Origin of the sequence: Herbihabitans rhizosphaerae (assembly GCF_004216555.1) — a bacterium.
Taxonomy (GTDB): domain Bacteria; phylum Actinomycetota; class Actinomycetes; order Mycobacteriales; family Pseudonocardiaceae; genus Herbihabitans; species Herbihabitans rhizosphaerae.
Genome location: NZ_SGWQ01000008.1, coordinates 135,501 through 150,910 on the forward strand (window position 1 = coordinate 135,501; position 15,410 = coordinate 150,910).

14 protein-coding genes are annotated in these 15,410 nt (G+C 70.9%); all 14 read left to right on the forward strand.

Annotation, left to right across the window (positions count from 1 at the left end; translation table 11 throughout):
- The first annotated feature begins 18 nt into the window (after nt 1-18).
- On the forward strand, nt 19-1,638 hold the full coding sequence (locus EV193_RS22750) for a UDP-N-acetylmuramoyl-L-alanyl-D-glutamate--2,6-diaminopimelate ligase (RefSeq protein ID WP_130346243.1): 1,620 nt from the start codon (nt 19-21) through the stop codon (nt 1,636-1,638).
- Nucleotides 1,635-3,113 (forward strand): UDP-N-acetylmuramoyl-tripeptide--D-alanyl-D-alanine ligase, encoded by a 1,479-nt coding sequence (locus tag EV193_RS22755; RefSeq protein WP_130346244.1) that lies wholly within the window; start codon nt 1,635-1,637, stop codon nt 3,111-3,113. Before EV193_RS22750 ends, EV193_RS22755 begins: the two co-directional genes overlap by 4 nt.
- Nucleotides 3,110-4,204, forward strand: a complete 1,095-nt coding sequence (gene mraY / locus EV193_RS22760) for a phospho-N-acetylmuramoyl-pentapeptide-transferase (RefSeq protein WP_130346245.1) — start codon at nt 3,110-3,112, stop codon at nt 4,202-4,204. Before EV193_RS22755 ends, mraY begins: the two co-directional genes overlap by 4 nt.
- Nucleotides 4,201-5,583 (forward strand): UDP-N-acetylmuramoyl-L-alanine--D-glutamate ligase, encoded by a 1,383-nt coding sequence (murD, locus tag EV193_RS22765; RefSeq protein WP_130346469.1) that lies wholly within the window; start codon nt 4,201-4,203, stop codon nt 5,581-5,583. The genes mraY and murD overlap by 4 nt, the downstream gene beginning before the upstream one ends.
- On the forward strand, nt 5,583-7,037 hold the full coding sequence (gene ftsW / locus EV193_RS22770) for a putative lipid II flippase FtsW (protein WP_130346246.1): 1,455 nt from the start codon (nt 5,583-5,585) through the stop codon (nt 7,035-7,037). Before murD ends, ftsW begins: the two co-directional genes overlap by 1 nt.
- A 12-nt stretch (nt 7,038-7,049) precedes the next feature.
- The gene (gene murG, locus EV193_RS22775; protein WP_130346247.1) at nt 7,050-8,189 is read left to right on the forward strand and encodes an undecaprenyldiphospho-muramoylpentapeptide beta-N-acetylglucosaminyltransferase; all 1,140 of its coding nucleotides are present in this window, start codon (nt 7,050-7,052) and stop codon (nt 8,187-8,189) included.
- Nucleotides 8,186-9,604: a UDP-N-acetylmuramate--L-alanine ligase gene (murC, locus tag EV193_RS22780; protein ID WP_423202209.1), complete on the forward strand. Its 1,419-nt coding sequence runs from the start codon at nt 8,186-8,188 to the stop codon at nt 9,602-9,604. The genes murG and murC overlap by 4 nt, the downstream gene beginning before the upstream one ends.
- Nucleotides 9,604-10,335 (forward strand): cell division protein FtsQ/DivIB, encoded by a 732-nt coding sequence (locus EV193_RS22785; RefSeq protein ID WP_130346248.1) that lies wholly within the window; start codon nt 9,604-9,606, stop codon nt 10,333-10,335. The genes murC and EV193_RS22785 overlap by 1 nt, the downstream gene beginning before the upstream one ends.
- An 81-nt stretch (nt 10,336-10,416) precedes the next feature.
- Complete coding sequence (locus EV193_RS22790; RefSeq protein ID WP_130346249.1) at nt 10,417-11,064, forward strand: hypothetical protein; 648 nt, start codon at nt 10,417-10,419, stop codon at nt 11,062-11,064.
- A 5-nt stretch (nt 11,065-11,069) separates the two neighbouring features.
- Nucleotides 11,070-11,744: a hypothetical protein gene (locus EV193_RS22795; protein ID WP_130346250.1), complete on the forward strand. Its 675-nt coding sequence runs from the start codon at nt 11,070-11,072 to the stop codon at nt 11,742-11,744.
- 57 nt (nt 11,745-11,801) lie between these two features.
- Nucleotides 11,802-12,305 carry a DinB family protein gene (locus EV193_RS22800; protein ID WP_130346251.1) on the forward strand — a complete coding sequence of 168 codons (504 nt, stop codon included), beginning with the start codon at nt 11,802-11,804 and terminating at the stop codon, nt 12,303-12,305.
- A 333-nt stretch (nt 12,306-12,638) separates the two neighbouring features.
- Entirely contained in the window at nt 12,639-13,940 is a 1,302-nt protein-coding gene (gene ftsZ / locus EV193_RS22805; RefSeq protein WP_130346252.1) for a cell division protein FtsZ, read from the forward strand.
- A gap of 19 nt (nt 13,941-13,959) precedes the next feature.
- Complete coding sequence (gene pgeF, locus EV193_RS22810) at nt 13,960-14,667, forward strand: peptidoglycan editing factor PgeF (protein ID WP_130346253.1); 708 nt, start codon at nt 13,960-13,962, stop codon at nt 14,665-14,667.
- A 2-nt stretch (nt 14,668-14,669) separates the two neighbouring features.
- Nucleotides 14,670-15,410, forward strand: a complete 741-nt coding sequence (locus EV193_RS22815) for a YggS family pyridoxal phosphate-dependent enzyme (RefSeq protein ID WP_130346254.1) — start codon at nt 14,670-14,672, stop codon at nt 15,408-15,410.

The window sequence follows — 15,410 nt, forward strand, 5'->3', positions numbered from 1 at the left end:
AAACGCCATGGGGCGTGCATGATCGCCGTGGGTGCGCGGGTAGCCTTCCGCGACGTGCCCGCGAAAATCGAGGGCAAGGCCTTCACCGCACCGCCTCGCCCCTCCCTCATCGAACCCGTGCCGCTGACCACCCTGGTGGCCAGGGCCGGTGCGCGCCTCGTGCCCGCCGCCGACCACGACCCCGAGATCGAGGTCTCGGCCACCGGCGCGACGCTGCGCGCGCAGCACGTGCTGCCCGGCGACCTGTTCGCCGCGCTGCCCGGCGCGAAGGCGCACGGCGCGGACTTCGCCGGCGACGCGATCCACGCCGGCGCGGTCGCGGTGCTCACCGACGAGGCCGGCGCCGTCCGCCCGGCGCTGGCCGCCGGCGAGGTGCCGGTGATCGTGCACGAGGACCCGCGCGCGGTGATCGGCGAGATGGCCGCGTGGATCTACGGCGAGCCGTCGTTGACGCTGAGCGTGATCGGCACGACCGGCACCTCGGGCAAGACCACGACGTCGTACCTGATCGAGTCCGGCCTGGCCGCGGCCGGCCACCACACCGGCCTGATCGGCACCGTGGAGACCCGGATCGGCGACGAGCGGCTGGCCTCGGGGTTCACCACCCCGGAGGCGCCCGATCTGCAGGCGCTGTTCGCCGTGATGGTGGAGCGCGGCGTGACACACGTGCCGATGGAGGTGTCCAGTCACGCGCTGAAACTCGGCCGCGTGAACGGCACCCGGTTCGCCATCGGCGCGTTCACCAACCTGTCCCAGGACCACCTGGACTTCCACTCCGACATGGAGGACTACTTCGCGGCCAAGTCGCTGCTGTTCGACGGGCGGTCCACCACGGAGATCGTGTGCGTGGACACCGACTGGGGCCGCAGGCTGGTCACCCCGCACACGATCACCGTGGCGCTGGCCGGCTCGCCCGACGTCCCCGGCGACTGGACGGCGACCGACCTGGTGGCGCACCCGACCGGCGAGCAGTCGTTCACCGTCGACGGGCCGGACGGGCAGCACTTCGGCGTGACGCTGCCGCTGCCCGGCGAGTTCAACGTGGCCAACGCGCTGCTGGCGGCGGCGTGCCTGACCGCGGTCGGGGTGAGCGAGGAGCACGTCGCCGCCGGGCTGTCCACGGTGGAGGTGCCCGGCCGCATGGAGCGGGTCACCATGGGCCAGGACTTCACCGCGGTCGTGGACTACTCGCACAAGCCGGCCGCCGTGGCCGGCGCGCTGGACGCGATGCGCGCCCGCACCAAGGGCCGGGTGATCACCGTCCTGGGTTGCGGCGGCGATCGGGACACCGGCAAGCGGCCGATGATGGGCGCGGAGGCGGCCCGGCGCAGTGATCTGCTGGTGATCACCGACGACAACCCGCGCACCGAGGACCCGGCGGAGATCCGGGCCGCGATGATGGCCGGCGCGCTCGAGGTGCCGAAGGACCAGCGCGGCGAGGTGATCGAGGTCGGCAACCGGCGCGACGCGATCGAGACCGCGGTGGCCCGCGCGGAGCCGGGGGACATCGTGATCGTCGCCGGCAAGGGACACGAGACAGGACAGGAGATCCAGGGCGTGGTTCACCCGTTCTCGGACACCGAGGAGCTGGCCGCCGCGATCCGCGAGCGGCTCGAGCCCGGCGGGAGCCGCTGGTGATCCCGTTGACGCTCGGTGAGATCGCCGAGATCACCGGTGGCCGCCTGCATCAGGCCGATGGCACCGAGACGGTGACCGGCAGCGTGGAGTTCGACTCCCGCAAGCTGACCGGCGGCGGCCTGTTCGTCGCCGTTCCCGGCGAGCGCGTGGACGGGCATTCCTTTGCCGCACAGGCGATCGAGGCCGGCGCGGTGGGTGTACTGGCCGCCAGGGAGGTGGACGCGCCGGCCGTGATCGTGCCGCCGGCCGCCGACACGCGCAGCCGCGCCTTCGCGCTCACCGGCGACACCGACGGCTCCGGCGCGGCCGTGCTGGAGGGCCTCGGGAAGATCGCGCACGCGGTGGCCGAGCGGTTGATCGCGGACGGCCTGACGGTGGTCGGGCTGACCGGCTCGTCCGGCAAGACGTCCACCAAGGACCTGATCGCGCAGCTGCTGGAGCCGCTCGGCCCGACGGTGGCGCCGCCCGGTTCGTACAACAACGAGCTCGGCCACCCGTGGACCGTGTTGCGGGCCGACGAGCACACCAGGTACCTCGTGCTCGAGCTGTCCGCGCGCGGGCCGGGGCACATCGCCGAGCTGTGCCGCGTCGCGCCGCCCCGGATCGGCGCGGTGATCAACGTGGGCACCGCGCACGTCGGCGAATTCGGCTCGAGGGAAGGGATCGCGGTCGCCAAGGGCGAGCTGGTCGAGGCACTGCCGGCCGACGGTGTCGCGGTGCTGAACCTGGACGACGATCTGGTCGCCGCGATGGCCGAGCGCACCCCGGCGCGGGTGGTCGGCGTCGGCACGCACCCCGACGCCACGGTGCGCGCGGACAAGGTCGAGCTGGACGACCAGGTACGGGCGAGCTTCGAACTGGTGACGCCGTCGGGCAGCGCGCCGGTGCGGCTGGCGCTGCACGGCGCGCACCACGTCGGCAACGCGCTCACCGCGGCCGCCGTCGCGCTGGAGCTGGGCGCGTCCGTCGACCAGGTCGCGGCCGGACTCGGTGGGGCGCAACGGGTTTCGGCGCACCGGATGGACGTGCGCACCCGCGCGGACGGCATCACGGTGATCAACGACGCCTACAACGCGAACCCGGAGTCGATGCGCGCGGCACTCAAGGCGCTTGCCACCATGTCCCGTGTCGAGCCGCGCCGGCGGTCCTGGGCGGTGCTCGGGATCATGGCCGACCTCGGCGGGGAAGGTGTGGTGGCGCACGACGAGATCGGGCGGCTGGCCGTCCGGCTGGACGTGAACCGGCTCGTGGTCGTCGGTGGCGCGGACTCGGACGTGTCCGCCATGCATCAAGGCGCGAGCCTGGAGGGCTCGTGGGGAGAGGAGTCGGTGCAGGTGCCGGACGTCGATGCCGCGATTTCCCTACTGCGCAAGGAGATCGCGCCCGGTGACGTCGTGCTCGTGAAGGCGTCCAACGCGGCGAGGCTGTGGCGGGTGGCCGAGGCGCTGCTCGAGGCGGAGGGTGGCGCCGCGTGAAGAGCATCCTGTTCGCGGCCGCGGTCGCGATGCTGGTGTCGATCCTGTTCACGCCGTACCTGATCCGCGTGTTCTCCAAGCAGGGCTTCGGTCAGGAGATCCGCGAGGAGGGCCCGGAGGGCCACAAGTCCAAGCGCGGCACGCCGACCATGGGCGGTGTCGCGATCCTGGTCGCGATGTGGTCCGGCTACCTGGTCTCGCACCTGGTCAGCGCGATGTCCACGCCGCGCGGCGAGGCGCCCACCGCGTCCGGCCTGCTGTTGCTGCTGCTGACCTCGGGCCTCGGGCTCGTCGGCTTCCTCGACGACTTCATCAAGATCCGCCGGCAGCGCAACCTCGGCCTGAACAAGACCGCGAAGCTGGTCGGCCAGCTCGGTGTGGCCGTGGTGTTCGCGATCCTGGCGATGCAGTTCCCGGACAACTCGGCCGTCGGGCTCACCCCGGCCAGTGACCGGCTGTCGTTCATCGGCGACATCAAGGTGATCGAGTTCGGCGCGATCGGCTTCATCGTCTTCTGCTATCTGATCGTGGCGACCTGGTCGAACGCGGTGAACTTCACCGACGGGCTGGACGGCCTCGCCGGCGGCGCGTCGGCGATGGTGTCCGGCGCGTACGTGGTGATCGCGTTCTGGCAGTTCTCCAACGACTGCACCCGCGGCATCGAGAACGGCTGCTTCTACGTGCGCGACCCGCTGGACGTGGCGGTGGTCGCCGCGGCCGCGATGGGCGCGTGCATCGGCTTCCTGTGGTGGAACGCGGCTCCGGCGAAGATCTTCATGGGTGACACCGGATCGCTCGCGCTCGGTGGCCTGGTCGCCGGCCTGTCGATGGTCACCCGCACCGAGATGCTGATGATCATCATCGGTGGGCTGTTCGTGGTGGAGATGATGTCGGTCGTGCTGCAGATCGCGGTGTTCCGCACGACGCGGCGCCGGCTGTTCCGGATGGCGCCGTTCCACCACCACTTCGAGCTCGCCGGGTGGGCGGAAACCACGGTGATCATCCGGTTCTGGCTGCTGTCCGGAATCTGCGCGATGTTCGGCCTCGGCGTGTTCTACAGCGAGTGGCTGGCGGCGGGCGGCATCAGGTGACCGGCGGCCCGGACGACTGGCGGGCCGAGCAGCTCGCGGGCGCGTACTCCGGGCGCCGGGTTCTCGTCGCCGGCGCCGGCGTGACCGGCCGGTCGGTGGCGAAAGCCTTGCGGCACATGGGTTCCGAGGTCACCGTGACCGACGGGAACGCCGAGCGGCTGGCCGAGCTGACCGACACCGGCGCGGAGTTGGCCGCCGGGCTGACCACCCCGCCGGACGGTGTCGACCTGGTGGTGACCAGTCCCGGCTGGCGCCCGTCCAGCCCGGTGCTGGTGGCCGCCGCCGAGGCCGGCATCGAGGTGATCGGCGAGGTGGAGCTGGCCTGCCGGATCTCGGCGATGCTCACCGAGCCGCCGGTGTGGCTCGCGGTCACCGGTACCAACGGCAAGACCACGACGGTCGGCATGCTGGACGTGATCCTGCGCGCCGCCGGGGTGGACGCGATCGCCTGCGGCAACATCGGCCTTCCGGTGACCGACGCGGTGCTGGCCGGGCACGCGGTGCTCGCCGTCGAGCTGTCGAGTTTCCAGCTCTACTGGCAGACCTCCTTGCGCACCACGGCATCCGTGCTGCTGAACCTGGCCGACGACCACCTGGACTGGCACGGCACCGGCGAGGAGTACGCCGCCGCGAAGGCCCGGATCTTCGACGGCGCGACCACCGGCGTGTACAACGCCGACGACCCCGCGTCCGTCCACATCGGACAGTCGCACGGCGCGCGGGCCAGTTTCACGCTGGGCGAGCCGGGGGAGCACCGGTGGGGCGTTCGGGACGGCTGGTTGGCTGACGACGAGCCGCTGTGCCCGACGGCCGAGGTGAACCCGCCCGGCCCGCACAACGTGGGCAACGCGCTCGCCGCCGCCGCACTCGCGCGCCTGCACGGCGTGCCGGCCGAGGCGGTGCGCCAGGGGCTGCGCGCCTACCGGCCCGAGCCGCATCGCGCACAGCTCGTCGAGGAGATCGGCGGCGTCCGCTACGTCAACGACTCCAAGGCGACCAACCCGCACGCGGCCACCGGCTCGGTGCTCGCGCACGACTCGGTGGTGTGGATCGCCGGCGGCCAGCTCAAAGGTGCCGAGGTGGACGAGCTGGTCACCACGGTCGCCGACCGGCTACGCGGCGTGGTGCTGATCGGCCAGGACGCGGACGTGATCTCCGCTGCGCTTGCGCGACACGCGCCGGATGTACCCGTTCACACGGTCGAGTCAAGAGACCATGGCGCCATGGAGACAGCGGTGTACGCGGCTGCGACGATGGCACGTCCCGGTGACGTCGTGCTGCTGGCGCCGGCCGCGGCGTCGTGGGACATGTTCCGCAACTACCCGCATCGGGGCGAGGCGTTCGAGGCGGCGGTGCGCACGCTGCCCGGAGCACCCTGATGGCGGTGGTCGACCGGCCCAAACGCGAGCCCAGACGTGAGCCCAAGCGCGAACGGGGGAGCGGCACGGGCCGGGCGCGCGGGCGGATCACGACGATACGCATGGCGTTGACCGCCTGGCTCGGCCGGCCGCTCGCGTCGTTCCACCTGGTGCTGGCGATCTTCGGCCTGCTCACCGTGCTCGGGGCGACCATGGTGCTGTCCGCGTCCTCGGTGGAGTCGCTGAGCGGCGGCGCCTCGGCGTACGCGGTGTTCCGCAAGCACCTGATCTTCGTGCTCGTCGGGTTCGTGCTGTTCTGGCTCGGGCTTCGGTTGCCGCTCAAGCGGATCCGCATGATCAGCCCGGTCGCGATGGCGCTCAGCGTGCTGCTGCTGGTGCTCGTGCTCACCCCGCTCGGCAGCCGGTTCAACGGCACCAAGGGCTGGTTCAGCCTCGGTTCGCTCGGCGCGTTCCAGCCGGTCGAGTTCGCCAAGCTGGCGCTCGCGCTGTGGGGCGCGCACGTGCTCGTGGTGAAGCGGGCGGTGCTGCACCAGTACCGGCACCTGCTCGTGCCGGTCGTCCCGGTGGCGCTGCTGATGTTCGCGCTGGTGATGCTGCAGCCGGACCTCGGCGGCACGGTCACCCTCGGCGTGGTGCTGATCGCGCTGCTGTGGTTCGCCGGCGCGCCGTTCCGGCTGTTCGGCGCGATCGCCGCCGGCGCGCTGGCCGGCGTGGTGGTGCTGGCGATCGGCTCGGGCTACCGGCTGTCCCGCGTGCTGAGCTTCCTCAGCCCGACCGACGACACCGCCGGCGCCGCGTACCAGGCGAACCAGGCGTTGTACGCGCTGGCCGACGGCGGGTTGTTCGGCAAGGGCCTCGGGCAGGGGCCGTCCAAGTGGAAGTACCTGCCCAACGTGCACAACGACTTCATCTTCGCGCTGATCGGCGAGGAACTGGGCTTCCTCGGCTGCGCGCTGGTGCTGGGGCTGTTCGTGATGCTGGCGATCGTCGGCATGCGCATCGCCACCCGCAACGTGGACCCGTGGATCAGGATCGTTGCCGGCACGCTGACCGCGTGGCTGGTCGCCCAGGCGGCGGTCAACATGGGCTACGTGGTGGGCCTGCTGCCGGTCACCGGAATCACGTTGCCGCTGGTCTCCTCGGGTGGCACCTCGGTGGTGATCACCATGCTGGTGTTCGGAATCCTGGCTAACTGTGCGCGCCATGAGCCGGAATCCGTTGCCGCACTACGATCTCAGGGACCCGGGCGGCTCGGTGGTCTGATGCGGCTGCCGGCGCCCGAGGTTTACCAAACACCGGCCAAGCGAAAGTCCGCGCGGCCCCAAACAGGATCACTGCCAGGATCGCAGTCGAGTTCGCCGTCGCCCTCTACCGCCGACCGGCGTGGGGTGCGACGCTCGGCACCCGCGCGCCAGCGCGGCCGGACCGGCGACAGACGCGCCCGCGGCAGGTGAGGGAGGAAGACGTTGAGCCAGGAACCCGTGCGCGCCCCACAGCACGACGGACCGTGTGTGGTCGTCGCCGGAGGCGGCACCGCCGGACACATCGAGCCGGCGCTGGCACTGGCCGACGCGGTGCGCAGGATCCGTCCTGACGCGCGCATCGTGGCACTGGGCACCGAGCGCGGACTGGAGGGCAAGATCGTTCCGGCGCGCGGCTACCAGCTGGAGCTGATCCCGCCGGTCCCGATGCCGCGCAAGCCCACCGCCGATCTGTTCAAGCTGCCGCTGAAGGTGCGCGCCGCGGTGAAGCAGACCCGCGAGGTGCTCGACCGCGTCGGCGCGGACGTCGTGGTCGGCTTCGGCGGCTACGTGGCGCTCCCGGCGTACCTGGCCGCGCGCGGCCGCACGCCGATCGTGGTGCACGACTCCAACGCGCGCGTCGGCCTGGCGAACAAGGTGGGCGCGCGGTTCGCCAGGAGGGTGGCCGTCGCGGTGCCCGACTCGGGGCTGCCGAACGCCGAGGTCATCGGCATCCCGCTGCGGACATCGATCATCGAGCTGGACCGGGCCGCACTGCGCGCGCAGGCCCGCGAGCACTTCGGGCTGGATCCGGACGCGCCGACGCTGCTGGTGTTCGGCGGCTCCCAGGGCGCGCGGACGATCAACAACGCGGTGTCCGGCGCGGCCCGCCGGCTGGCCGATGCCGGCATCGGCGTCCTGCACGCGCACGGTCCGAAGAATTCCCTTGCGGTGCAAGAGGTTCCGGGTGCGCCGAAGTACGCGACCGTGCCGTACCTGGAGCGGATGGACCTGGCCTACGCGGCGGCCGACGCGGTGCTGTGCCGGTCCGGCGCGATGACCGTGGCCGAGGTGTCCGCGGTCGGGCTGCCGGCGGTGTTCGTGCCGCTTCCCATCGGCAACGGCGAGCAGGCGCTGAACGCGAAGCCGGTGGTGGACGCGGGCGGCGCGTTCATGATCAATGACGCGGACCTGACCCCGGACTCGGTGGCCGAGACCGTGGTGCCGCTGCTGACCGACGCCGCCAAGCGCGACCGGATGAGTGCGGCCGCCAGCGGCACCGGGCACCGTGAGGCGGCCGACGTGCTCGCCAGGATGGTGCTCGAGGTGGCGGACGAACACGCGAAGAAGGACATCGAGCGGTGACGATTCCCGAGACTCCCGGGGCGCTGGAGCGGGCCCACCTGATCGGCATCGGCGGCGCCGGCATGAGCGGCGTCGCCCGGATCCTGTTGGCGCGCGGGAAGAAGGTGTCCGGCTCGGACGCCAAGGAGTCGCGGGCGTTCCTCGCGCTGCGGGCGCAGGGCGCGCACATCGCCGTCGGCCAGGATCCGTCCAATGTGGACCTTCTGACCGACGGCCCCACCGCGGTCGTGGTGTCCACCGCGATCAAGGAGGACAACCCGGAGCTGGTCGAGGCGCGCGAGCGCGGGATCCCGGTGTTGCACCGGTCCGAGGCGCTGGCCGGGCTGATGCTCGGGCACCGGGTGGCGTGCGTCGCTGGTACGCACGGCAAGACGTCGACCACGTCGATGCTCACCGTGGCGCTGCAGCACTGCCGGCTGGACCCGTCGTTCGCGATCGGCGGTGACCTCAACGAGTCGGGCGCGAACGCGTACCAGGGCAGCGGCGGGATCTTCGTCGCGGAGGCGGACGAGAGCGACGGGTCGTTCCTGGTGTTCTCGCCGTCGGTCGCGGTGGTGACCAACGTGGAGGCCGATCACCTCGATCACCACGGCACGGCCGAGGCGTACGTGTCGGTGTTCACCGAGTTCCTCGACCGGATCACTCCGGACGGCGTGCTGATCACCTGTGCGGACGACGCGGGCGCGGTCGAGTTGGAGAAGCTGGCCCGTGCGCGAGGCGTGCGGGTGCGCGGCTACGGGCGCGCGGCGGCCGGCGACGACGACGCCACGCTGATCGACTACCGGCCGGCCGACGGCGCCGGGGTGGCCCGGATCTCCTTGTCCGGCACCGAGTTCGACGTCGACGTGGCGGTGCCCGGCGAGCACATGGCGCTGAACGCGCTGGCCGCGCTGCTGGCCGGACTGGAACTGGGCGCGCCGATCGAGGGCATGCTGGAGGGGCTGGCCGCGTTCGGCGGGGTACGCCGGCGGTTCGAGTTCAAGGGCCGCGCGGCGGGCGTTCGGGTGTACGACGACTACGCGCACCACCCGACCGAGGTCGAGGCACAGTTGCGCGCGGTGCGGCCGACCGTGTCCGGCGGCCGGCTGCTGGTGGTCTTCCAGCCGCACCTGTACTCGCGCACGAGCACGTTCGCCACCGAGTTCGGCGAGGCGCTCGGGCTGGCCGACGAGATCGTGGTGCTGGACGTGTTCGGCGCGCGCGAGCAGCCGCGGCCGGGTGTGTCCGGCAAGCTGGTCGTGGACGCGGTGCCGCCGCCGGCCGAGCGGGTGCACTACGAGCCGTCGTTCGAGAAGGTGCCGGGACTGGTGGCCTCGCTGGTGCGGGAAGGCGATCTGGTGCTCACCATGGGCGCCGGTGACGTGACCATGCTCGGGCCGGAGATCCTCGCCACGCTCGAGGAGAGGGCCGGCTGATGACGACCGTCCGTGGCTCCGCTCGTGATCGTGCCCGCGCGCGCCGTGCGGCCGACGACGAGCCGCCGCGCCGGTCGAGCAAGATGAAGGTGATCATCGGCCTCGCGGTGGTCACCACGCTGGTGTGCGTCGGCATGTTCACCTCGGTACTCGGCGTGCGGTCGATCGACGTCACCGGGACGGTCTCGCTCACCGCGGACGAGGTGCGCGCAGCGGCGGCGATCGAGGACGGCACCCCGATGCTGCGGCTGTCCACCGACGAAGTGCGCGCCCGGGTGGCGAAGCTGCCCAGGGTGGCCGAGGTGGAGGTGGAGCGCTCCTGGCCGTCCACTGTGGACATTCGGGTGACGGAGCGGGCCGCGGTGGCGATCGTGAAGAGCGCCGAGGGCACGCGCCTGGTGGACGCGTCCGGGGTGAACTTCGCGCTGGCCGACGAGCCGCCGGCCGGCCTGCCCGAGTTGAAGGTGGCCAACCCGACCGTCGCCGACCCGGCCACCAGGGCGGCCGTCCAGGTGCTGGCGAAGCTGCCGGATTCGTTGCGCGCCGCCGTGGCCACCGTGACGGCGCAGACCCCTGGCAACGTCCAACTGTCCCTTGTGGACGGTCGCACGGTGAAGTGGGGCGACCAGAACAACTCCGACCGCAAGGTCGCCGTGCTGGTGCCACTGCTCACGTTGAAGGACAAGAAGGTGTTCGACGTCGCCACCCCGGAGATGGCCACGGTTTCCTGACCGTTGAACCGGTTCCGCCAGCGAGCCGCCGGGATCTGTGCTGGGATGGCCCCGCGGCGGCGGCGACAGACGAGGAGACGAATGCGAACGGCACTCACGGCCGTCCTGGTCGTGGGCGGTTTGACGTTGGCCGGATGCGGCCAGACCGTCGCGGGCACGGCGTCCCCGGCCGGTGACACCGGCCAGACGGTAACCACCGCCCCGAGCACCACAAAGCCGCCGAACGACGACTTCAAGGAGCACCCGGACTTTCCGCGAGTGCTCAACGCCAACCGGCTCGCCGAGGTGTTGAAGAACAACATCTACGCCAGGCCCAACCCGGCTTCGACGGACGCCACTTTCATGTGGTCCGGCGGCGGGGTCGTGGATCCGCCGGGCACGGGCATTGCCACGTTCGACATGAAGATCACGGCGATGCTGATCACCGCGCGCGCGGGCCGTACCGGTGCCGAGGCGGCGCAGGCTCAGATGGACCTGCGGTACACCAACGGCCAGCCGGTCGCCTTCGAGCCGGTGACCGTGCCGGGCGCGGACGCGGCGAAGAAGCACTGGAATGTCATGGAGAACACCACCTTCATCCGGTACGCGGTGCGCGTGAAGAACGCGTTGCTGGACCTGGAGTACAGCCCGCCCTCGCCCAGCCATAAGCTCGTTCCGACTCCGACCGCACAGTCCGAGGCGATCATGGCGCGCTTCGTGGCCGACTTCGTCGCGCTCTACCGGAGGTGAACCCGTTGTCCTACAAGCGATTCGGTGTGATCGCCATCGCGGGTGGCCTGCTGCTCGCCGGGTGCGCCGAGCAGGTGAGCGGTACCGCGTCGCCTGCTGACACGGCCGGGACAGTCGAGCAGACCACCACCTCCCGGCCCCGGACCACGACCAGTCGCGACGACCCCGGCAAGGACGACATCAAGGCGCTGCCCGATCTCAGTTCGGTCCTCAACCAGGCCAGGGTCACCGAACTGCTGAAGGACAAGGTCATGATCGTCCCCGGCGGCGGGGTTTCCCCGACCGGCATGGTGACCTGGCGTGCCAGGGGGGAGGTGAACCCGCCCGGGGTCGGGTATGTCACCTACGACCTGGACATCACCGGCTCGCTGATGAAGGCGATCGGTCGCTCCGGCATCGAGCGCGCGCGGGAGTACTTCGCGCAGAGCTTCACCCGCAACGCCGCCTCGGGGTTCGTGCCGGCGCAGGTGGCCGGCGCGGACGAGGTGGGCGTCCGCAAGCCGGACGACCCGGTGATCGCGTCGATCACTTACGCGATCAGGGTGCGCAACCTGGTGCTCGAGGTGAAGTACCACGCGCCGGGGCCGACGAACAGGGCGGTGCCGACGCCGGTGCGGCAGTCCGAGGAGCTGCTCGCGAAGTTCGTGCAGGATCTGGTGAAGGTGCTCGCGCAGCGGTAATCCGGTTCACCTCTAAACAGGTTCGCGTTGTCGGACCCCACCGCCACACTGTGCGCCATGACGACTCCGAATCGCCCCGACCCGCCGATGACCGGCGACATCCGGGAGCAACTGACCGGTTTTCTCGACTACCAGCGCGCCACCGTGGTGTGGAAGGCCTCCGGCCTGACCGACGAGCAGGCCCGCAAGCAGCTCGTTACCTCCGAGCTGACAACGGTTTCCGGGCTGCTGGCGCACCTCGCCTACAACGAGCAGTACTGGTTCGCGATCCTGTTCGACGGTGCGCCGGACCCGTGGAAGGACGCGTTCGAGACCGACATCGACGCCGAGTTCCGGTACGGCGTGCGCACGCCGGTCGAGCAGTTGATCGCCGAGTACGAGCGGGAGTGCGAGCGCAGCCGTGCGGTCGCGGCGAAGTTCGACCTCGATCACGAGGTGCCGCGCGGCAAGGAGCGGGTGAACCTGGGGTGGGTGATCGCGCACATGATCGAGGAGACCGCGCGGCACGTCGGCCATCTCGATCTGCTCCGCGAGATGCTGGACGGCGTCACCGGCGAATGAGGCCGCGCTGGCGAGCCCCGTGGTCGCGGTCTCCGTGCCGAGGCGGCCCCTGACTGCGTTGTCGGACAGGCCAAGTACAAACCCAGGTACGAGACCTGCCCTCCGCCTTGTCAGGAACCACCTCGATCACGAAGCCCATCGACCGAGGGCTCACCAACTCGGCCTTGTGTTGTGGCCAAACAGATTCGCGACACGCGGCGTGGCTGCTGGATTCCCGCCGTCCTCCTGCCTACCGTCCTCATTTGACGCGCGGGGTTGACATAACTCTAAACCTGTGGTTGAGAGTTGCCCAGTGCGTCAGGACGCAAGACCACGATCAGGAAGGCGGAACCGATGACGTCCGCGCACAATTATCTCGCGGTGATCAAGGTCGTCGGCATCGGTGGCGGTGGCGTGAACGCCGTGAACCGCATGATCGAGGTCGGCCTCAAGGGTGTCGAGTTCATCGCGGTGAACACCGACGCGCAGGCACTACTCATGTCCGACGCCGATGTGAAGCTGGACATCGGCCGCGAGCTGACTCGCGGCCTCGGCGCCGGCGCGAATCCGGAGGTCGGGCACAAGGCGGCCGAGGACCACCGCGAGGAGATCGAAGAGGTGCTCAAGGGCGCCGACATGGTCTTCGTGACCGCGGGTGAGGGCGGTGGCACCGGTACCGGTGGCGCGCCCGTGATCGCCTCGATCGCCCGCAAGCTCGGCGCGCTCACCATCGGCGTGGTGACCCGCCCGTTCAACTTCGAGGGCAAGCGCCGCGCCAAGCAGGCCGAGGACGGGATCACCGAGCTGCGCAACGAGTGCGACACGCTCATCGTGATCCCGAACGACCGGCTGCTGCAGCTCGGCGACGTCGGCGTGTCTCTGATGGACGCGTTCCGCTCGGCCGACGAGGTGCTGCTGTCCGGTGTGCAGGGCATCACCGATCTGATCACCACGCCCGGCCTGATCAACCTGGACTTCGCCGACGTGAAGTCGGTCATGTCCGGCGCGGGCAGCGCGCTGATGGGCATCGGCTCCTCGCGCGGCGAGGGGAGATCGGTGCAGGCGGCGGAGAAGGCGATCAACTCGCCGCTGCTGGAGGCGTCCATGGACGGCGCGCACGGCGTTCTCCTTGCCATCGCGGGAGGTTCGGACCTCGGGCTGTTCGAGATCAACGAGGCGGCCTCGCTCGTGCAGGAGTCCGCGCACCCCGAGGCGAACATCATCTTCGGGACGGTGATCGACGACTCGCTCGGCGACGAAGTGCGGGTGACCGTGATCGCCGCCGGGTTCGACAGCGGCACGCCGACGCACAAGAAGTTGGAGCCGTCCGCGGTCGGATCGCGCAACAGGATGGGCTCGGGGATGGCGTCCGGGCAGGCCGGCCAGGTGGGTGGCACACGCCCCCAGCAGCCGGCCGAGCCGCAGCGGCCGACCACGCCGCCGCCTCCGCCGCCGAGCCAGCAGGAGACCACCCAGCAGATGCCGGCGACGACCTCGGCGGGCAACGGTTACGGCAGCACGCGCCCGACCAGCGGCTCCGGGTCGCAGGGGCTGACCGGCCAGCGGGCCGGCAGCGGGTTCCCGAGCGGTCGCGCGGTTCCGGTGACCGAGGACCCGGACGACGAGGTGGACGTGCCTCCGTTCATGCGTAGGTGACACCGATAGATTCGGACCCGTGCGGATTCGTCGGGTAGTGACCACGCGTGCCGGCGGGCGCTCCGCCGCGCCGTACGACTCGTTCAACCTCGGTGACCACGTCGGCGACGACCCGGCGGCGGTCGAGGCCAACCGGCGCAGGCTCGCCGACGATCTCGGGCTCGACCGGGACCGGCTGATCTGGATGGAGCAGGTGCACGGCCGGACGGTGACCGTGGTGGACAAGCCGCGCACCGAGCCGGCCGAGGCCACCGACGCGCTGGTCACCGCCGAGCCGGGCATCGCCGTGATCGCCCTGGTCGCCGACTGCGTGCCGGTGCTGCTCGCCGATCCCGAGGCCGGAGTCGCCGCCGCGGTGCACGCCGGCCGGGTCGGCGCCCGCATCGGAGTGCTGCCCGCCGCGCTGGAGGCGATGGTCAACGCGGGCGCGGACGTGGAGCGGGTGGAGGTCCTGCTCGGCCCGTCGGTGTGCGGCGAGTGCTACGAGGTCCCGGCCCAGATGCAATCCGATGTCGAACAGCACCTGCCGGGCAGCGCCAGTATCACCCGCAAGGGCACACCTGGCCTCGATCTTCGCGCCGGATTGTGGCAGCAGCTCGCCACGGCCGGTGTCGCGAAGATCGGAGTTGACCCGCGCTGCACGGTGGAAGACCGCTCACTGTTCAGTCACCGCAGGGATGGGACCACTGGGCGATTGGCCGCGCTGACCTGGATCGAGCCGGAGTAACCGTGAGCGATCGGACCGAAGCGCGACGTCTCGAGATCGCCGAATCGCTGGCCGCCGTGCGTGAACGGCTCGCCACCGCGTGCGCCGCCGCCGGCCGCGACCCGTCCGAGGTGCGGCTGATCGCCGTGACGAAGACCTTCCCGGCCTCCGACGCCGCGCTGCTGATCGACCTCGGCCAGTCCGACCTGGCCGAGAACCGCGAGCAGGAGGCCTCGGCCAAGGCCGATGAGCTGCGCGAACTCCGTCCCGAGGCGCCCGTCCGCTGGCACATGGTCGGCCGCCTGCAGCGCAACAAGGCCAAGTCGGTGGTGCGCTGGGCGGCCGAGGTGCAGTCGGTCGACTCGACCAGGCTGGCCGACGCGCTGGCCAAGGCCGTGCACACCGCGCGGGAGGACGGCACGCGCGCCGAACCGCTGGACGTGATGGTCCAGGCGAGCATCGACGGTGACCCCGAACGAGGCGGTTGCCCTCTTCCTGATCTTGCGACACTCGCGGACCATGTAGCCCTTTCGGGTGATTTGCATCTCCTCGGGATCATGGCCGTGGCACCTCTGACGATGGCTCCGAACGAGGCCTTCGAGCGCCTCGCGGACGCTGCCCGGCGGGTCCGAGACGATCATCCGGAGGCGGCTGAACTCTCTTCGGGTATGAGTGCTGATCTCGAACAAGCGATCGCTCACGGGGCTACAAGCGTGCGTGTCGGAACCGCTCTGCTAGGCGGACGGCGGTTAGCCTCACCTTGA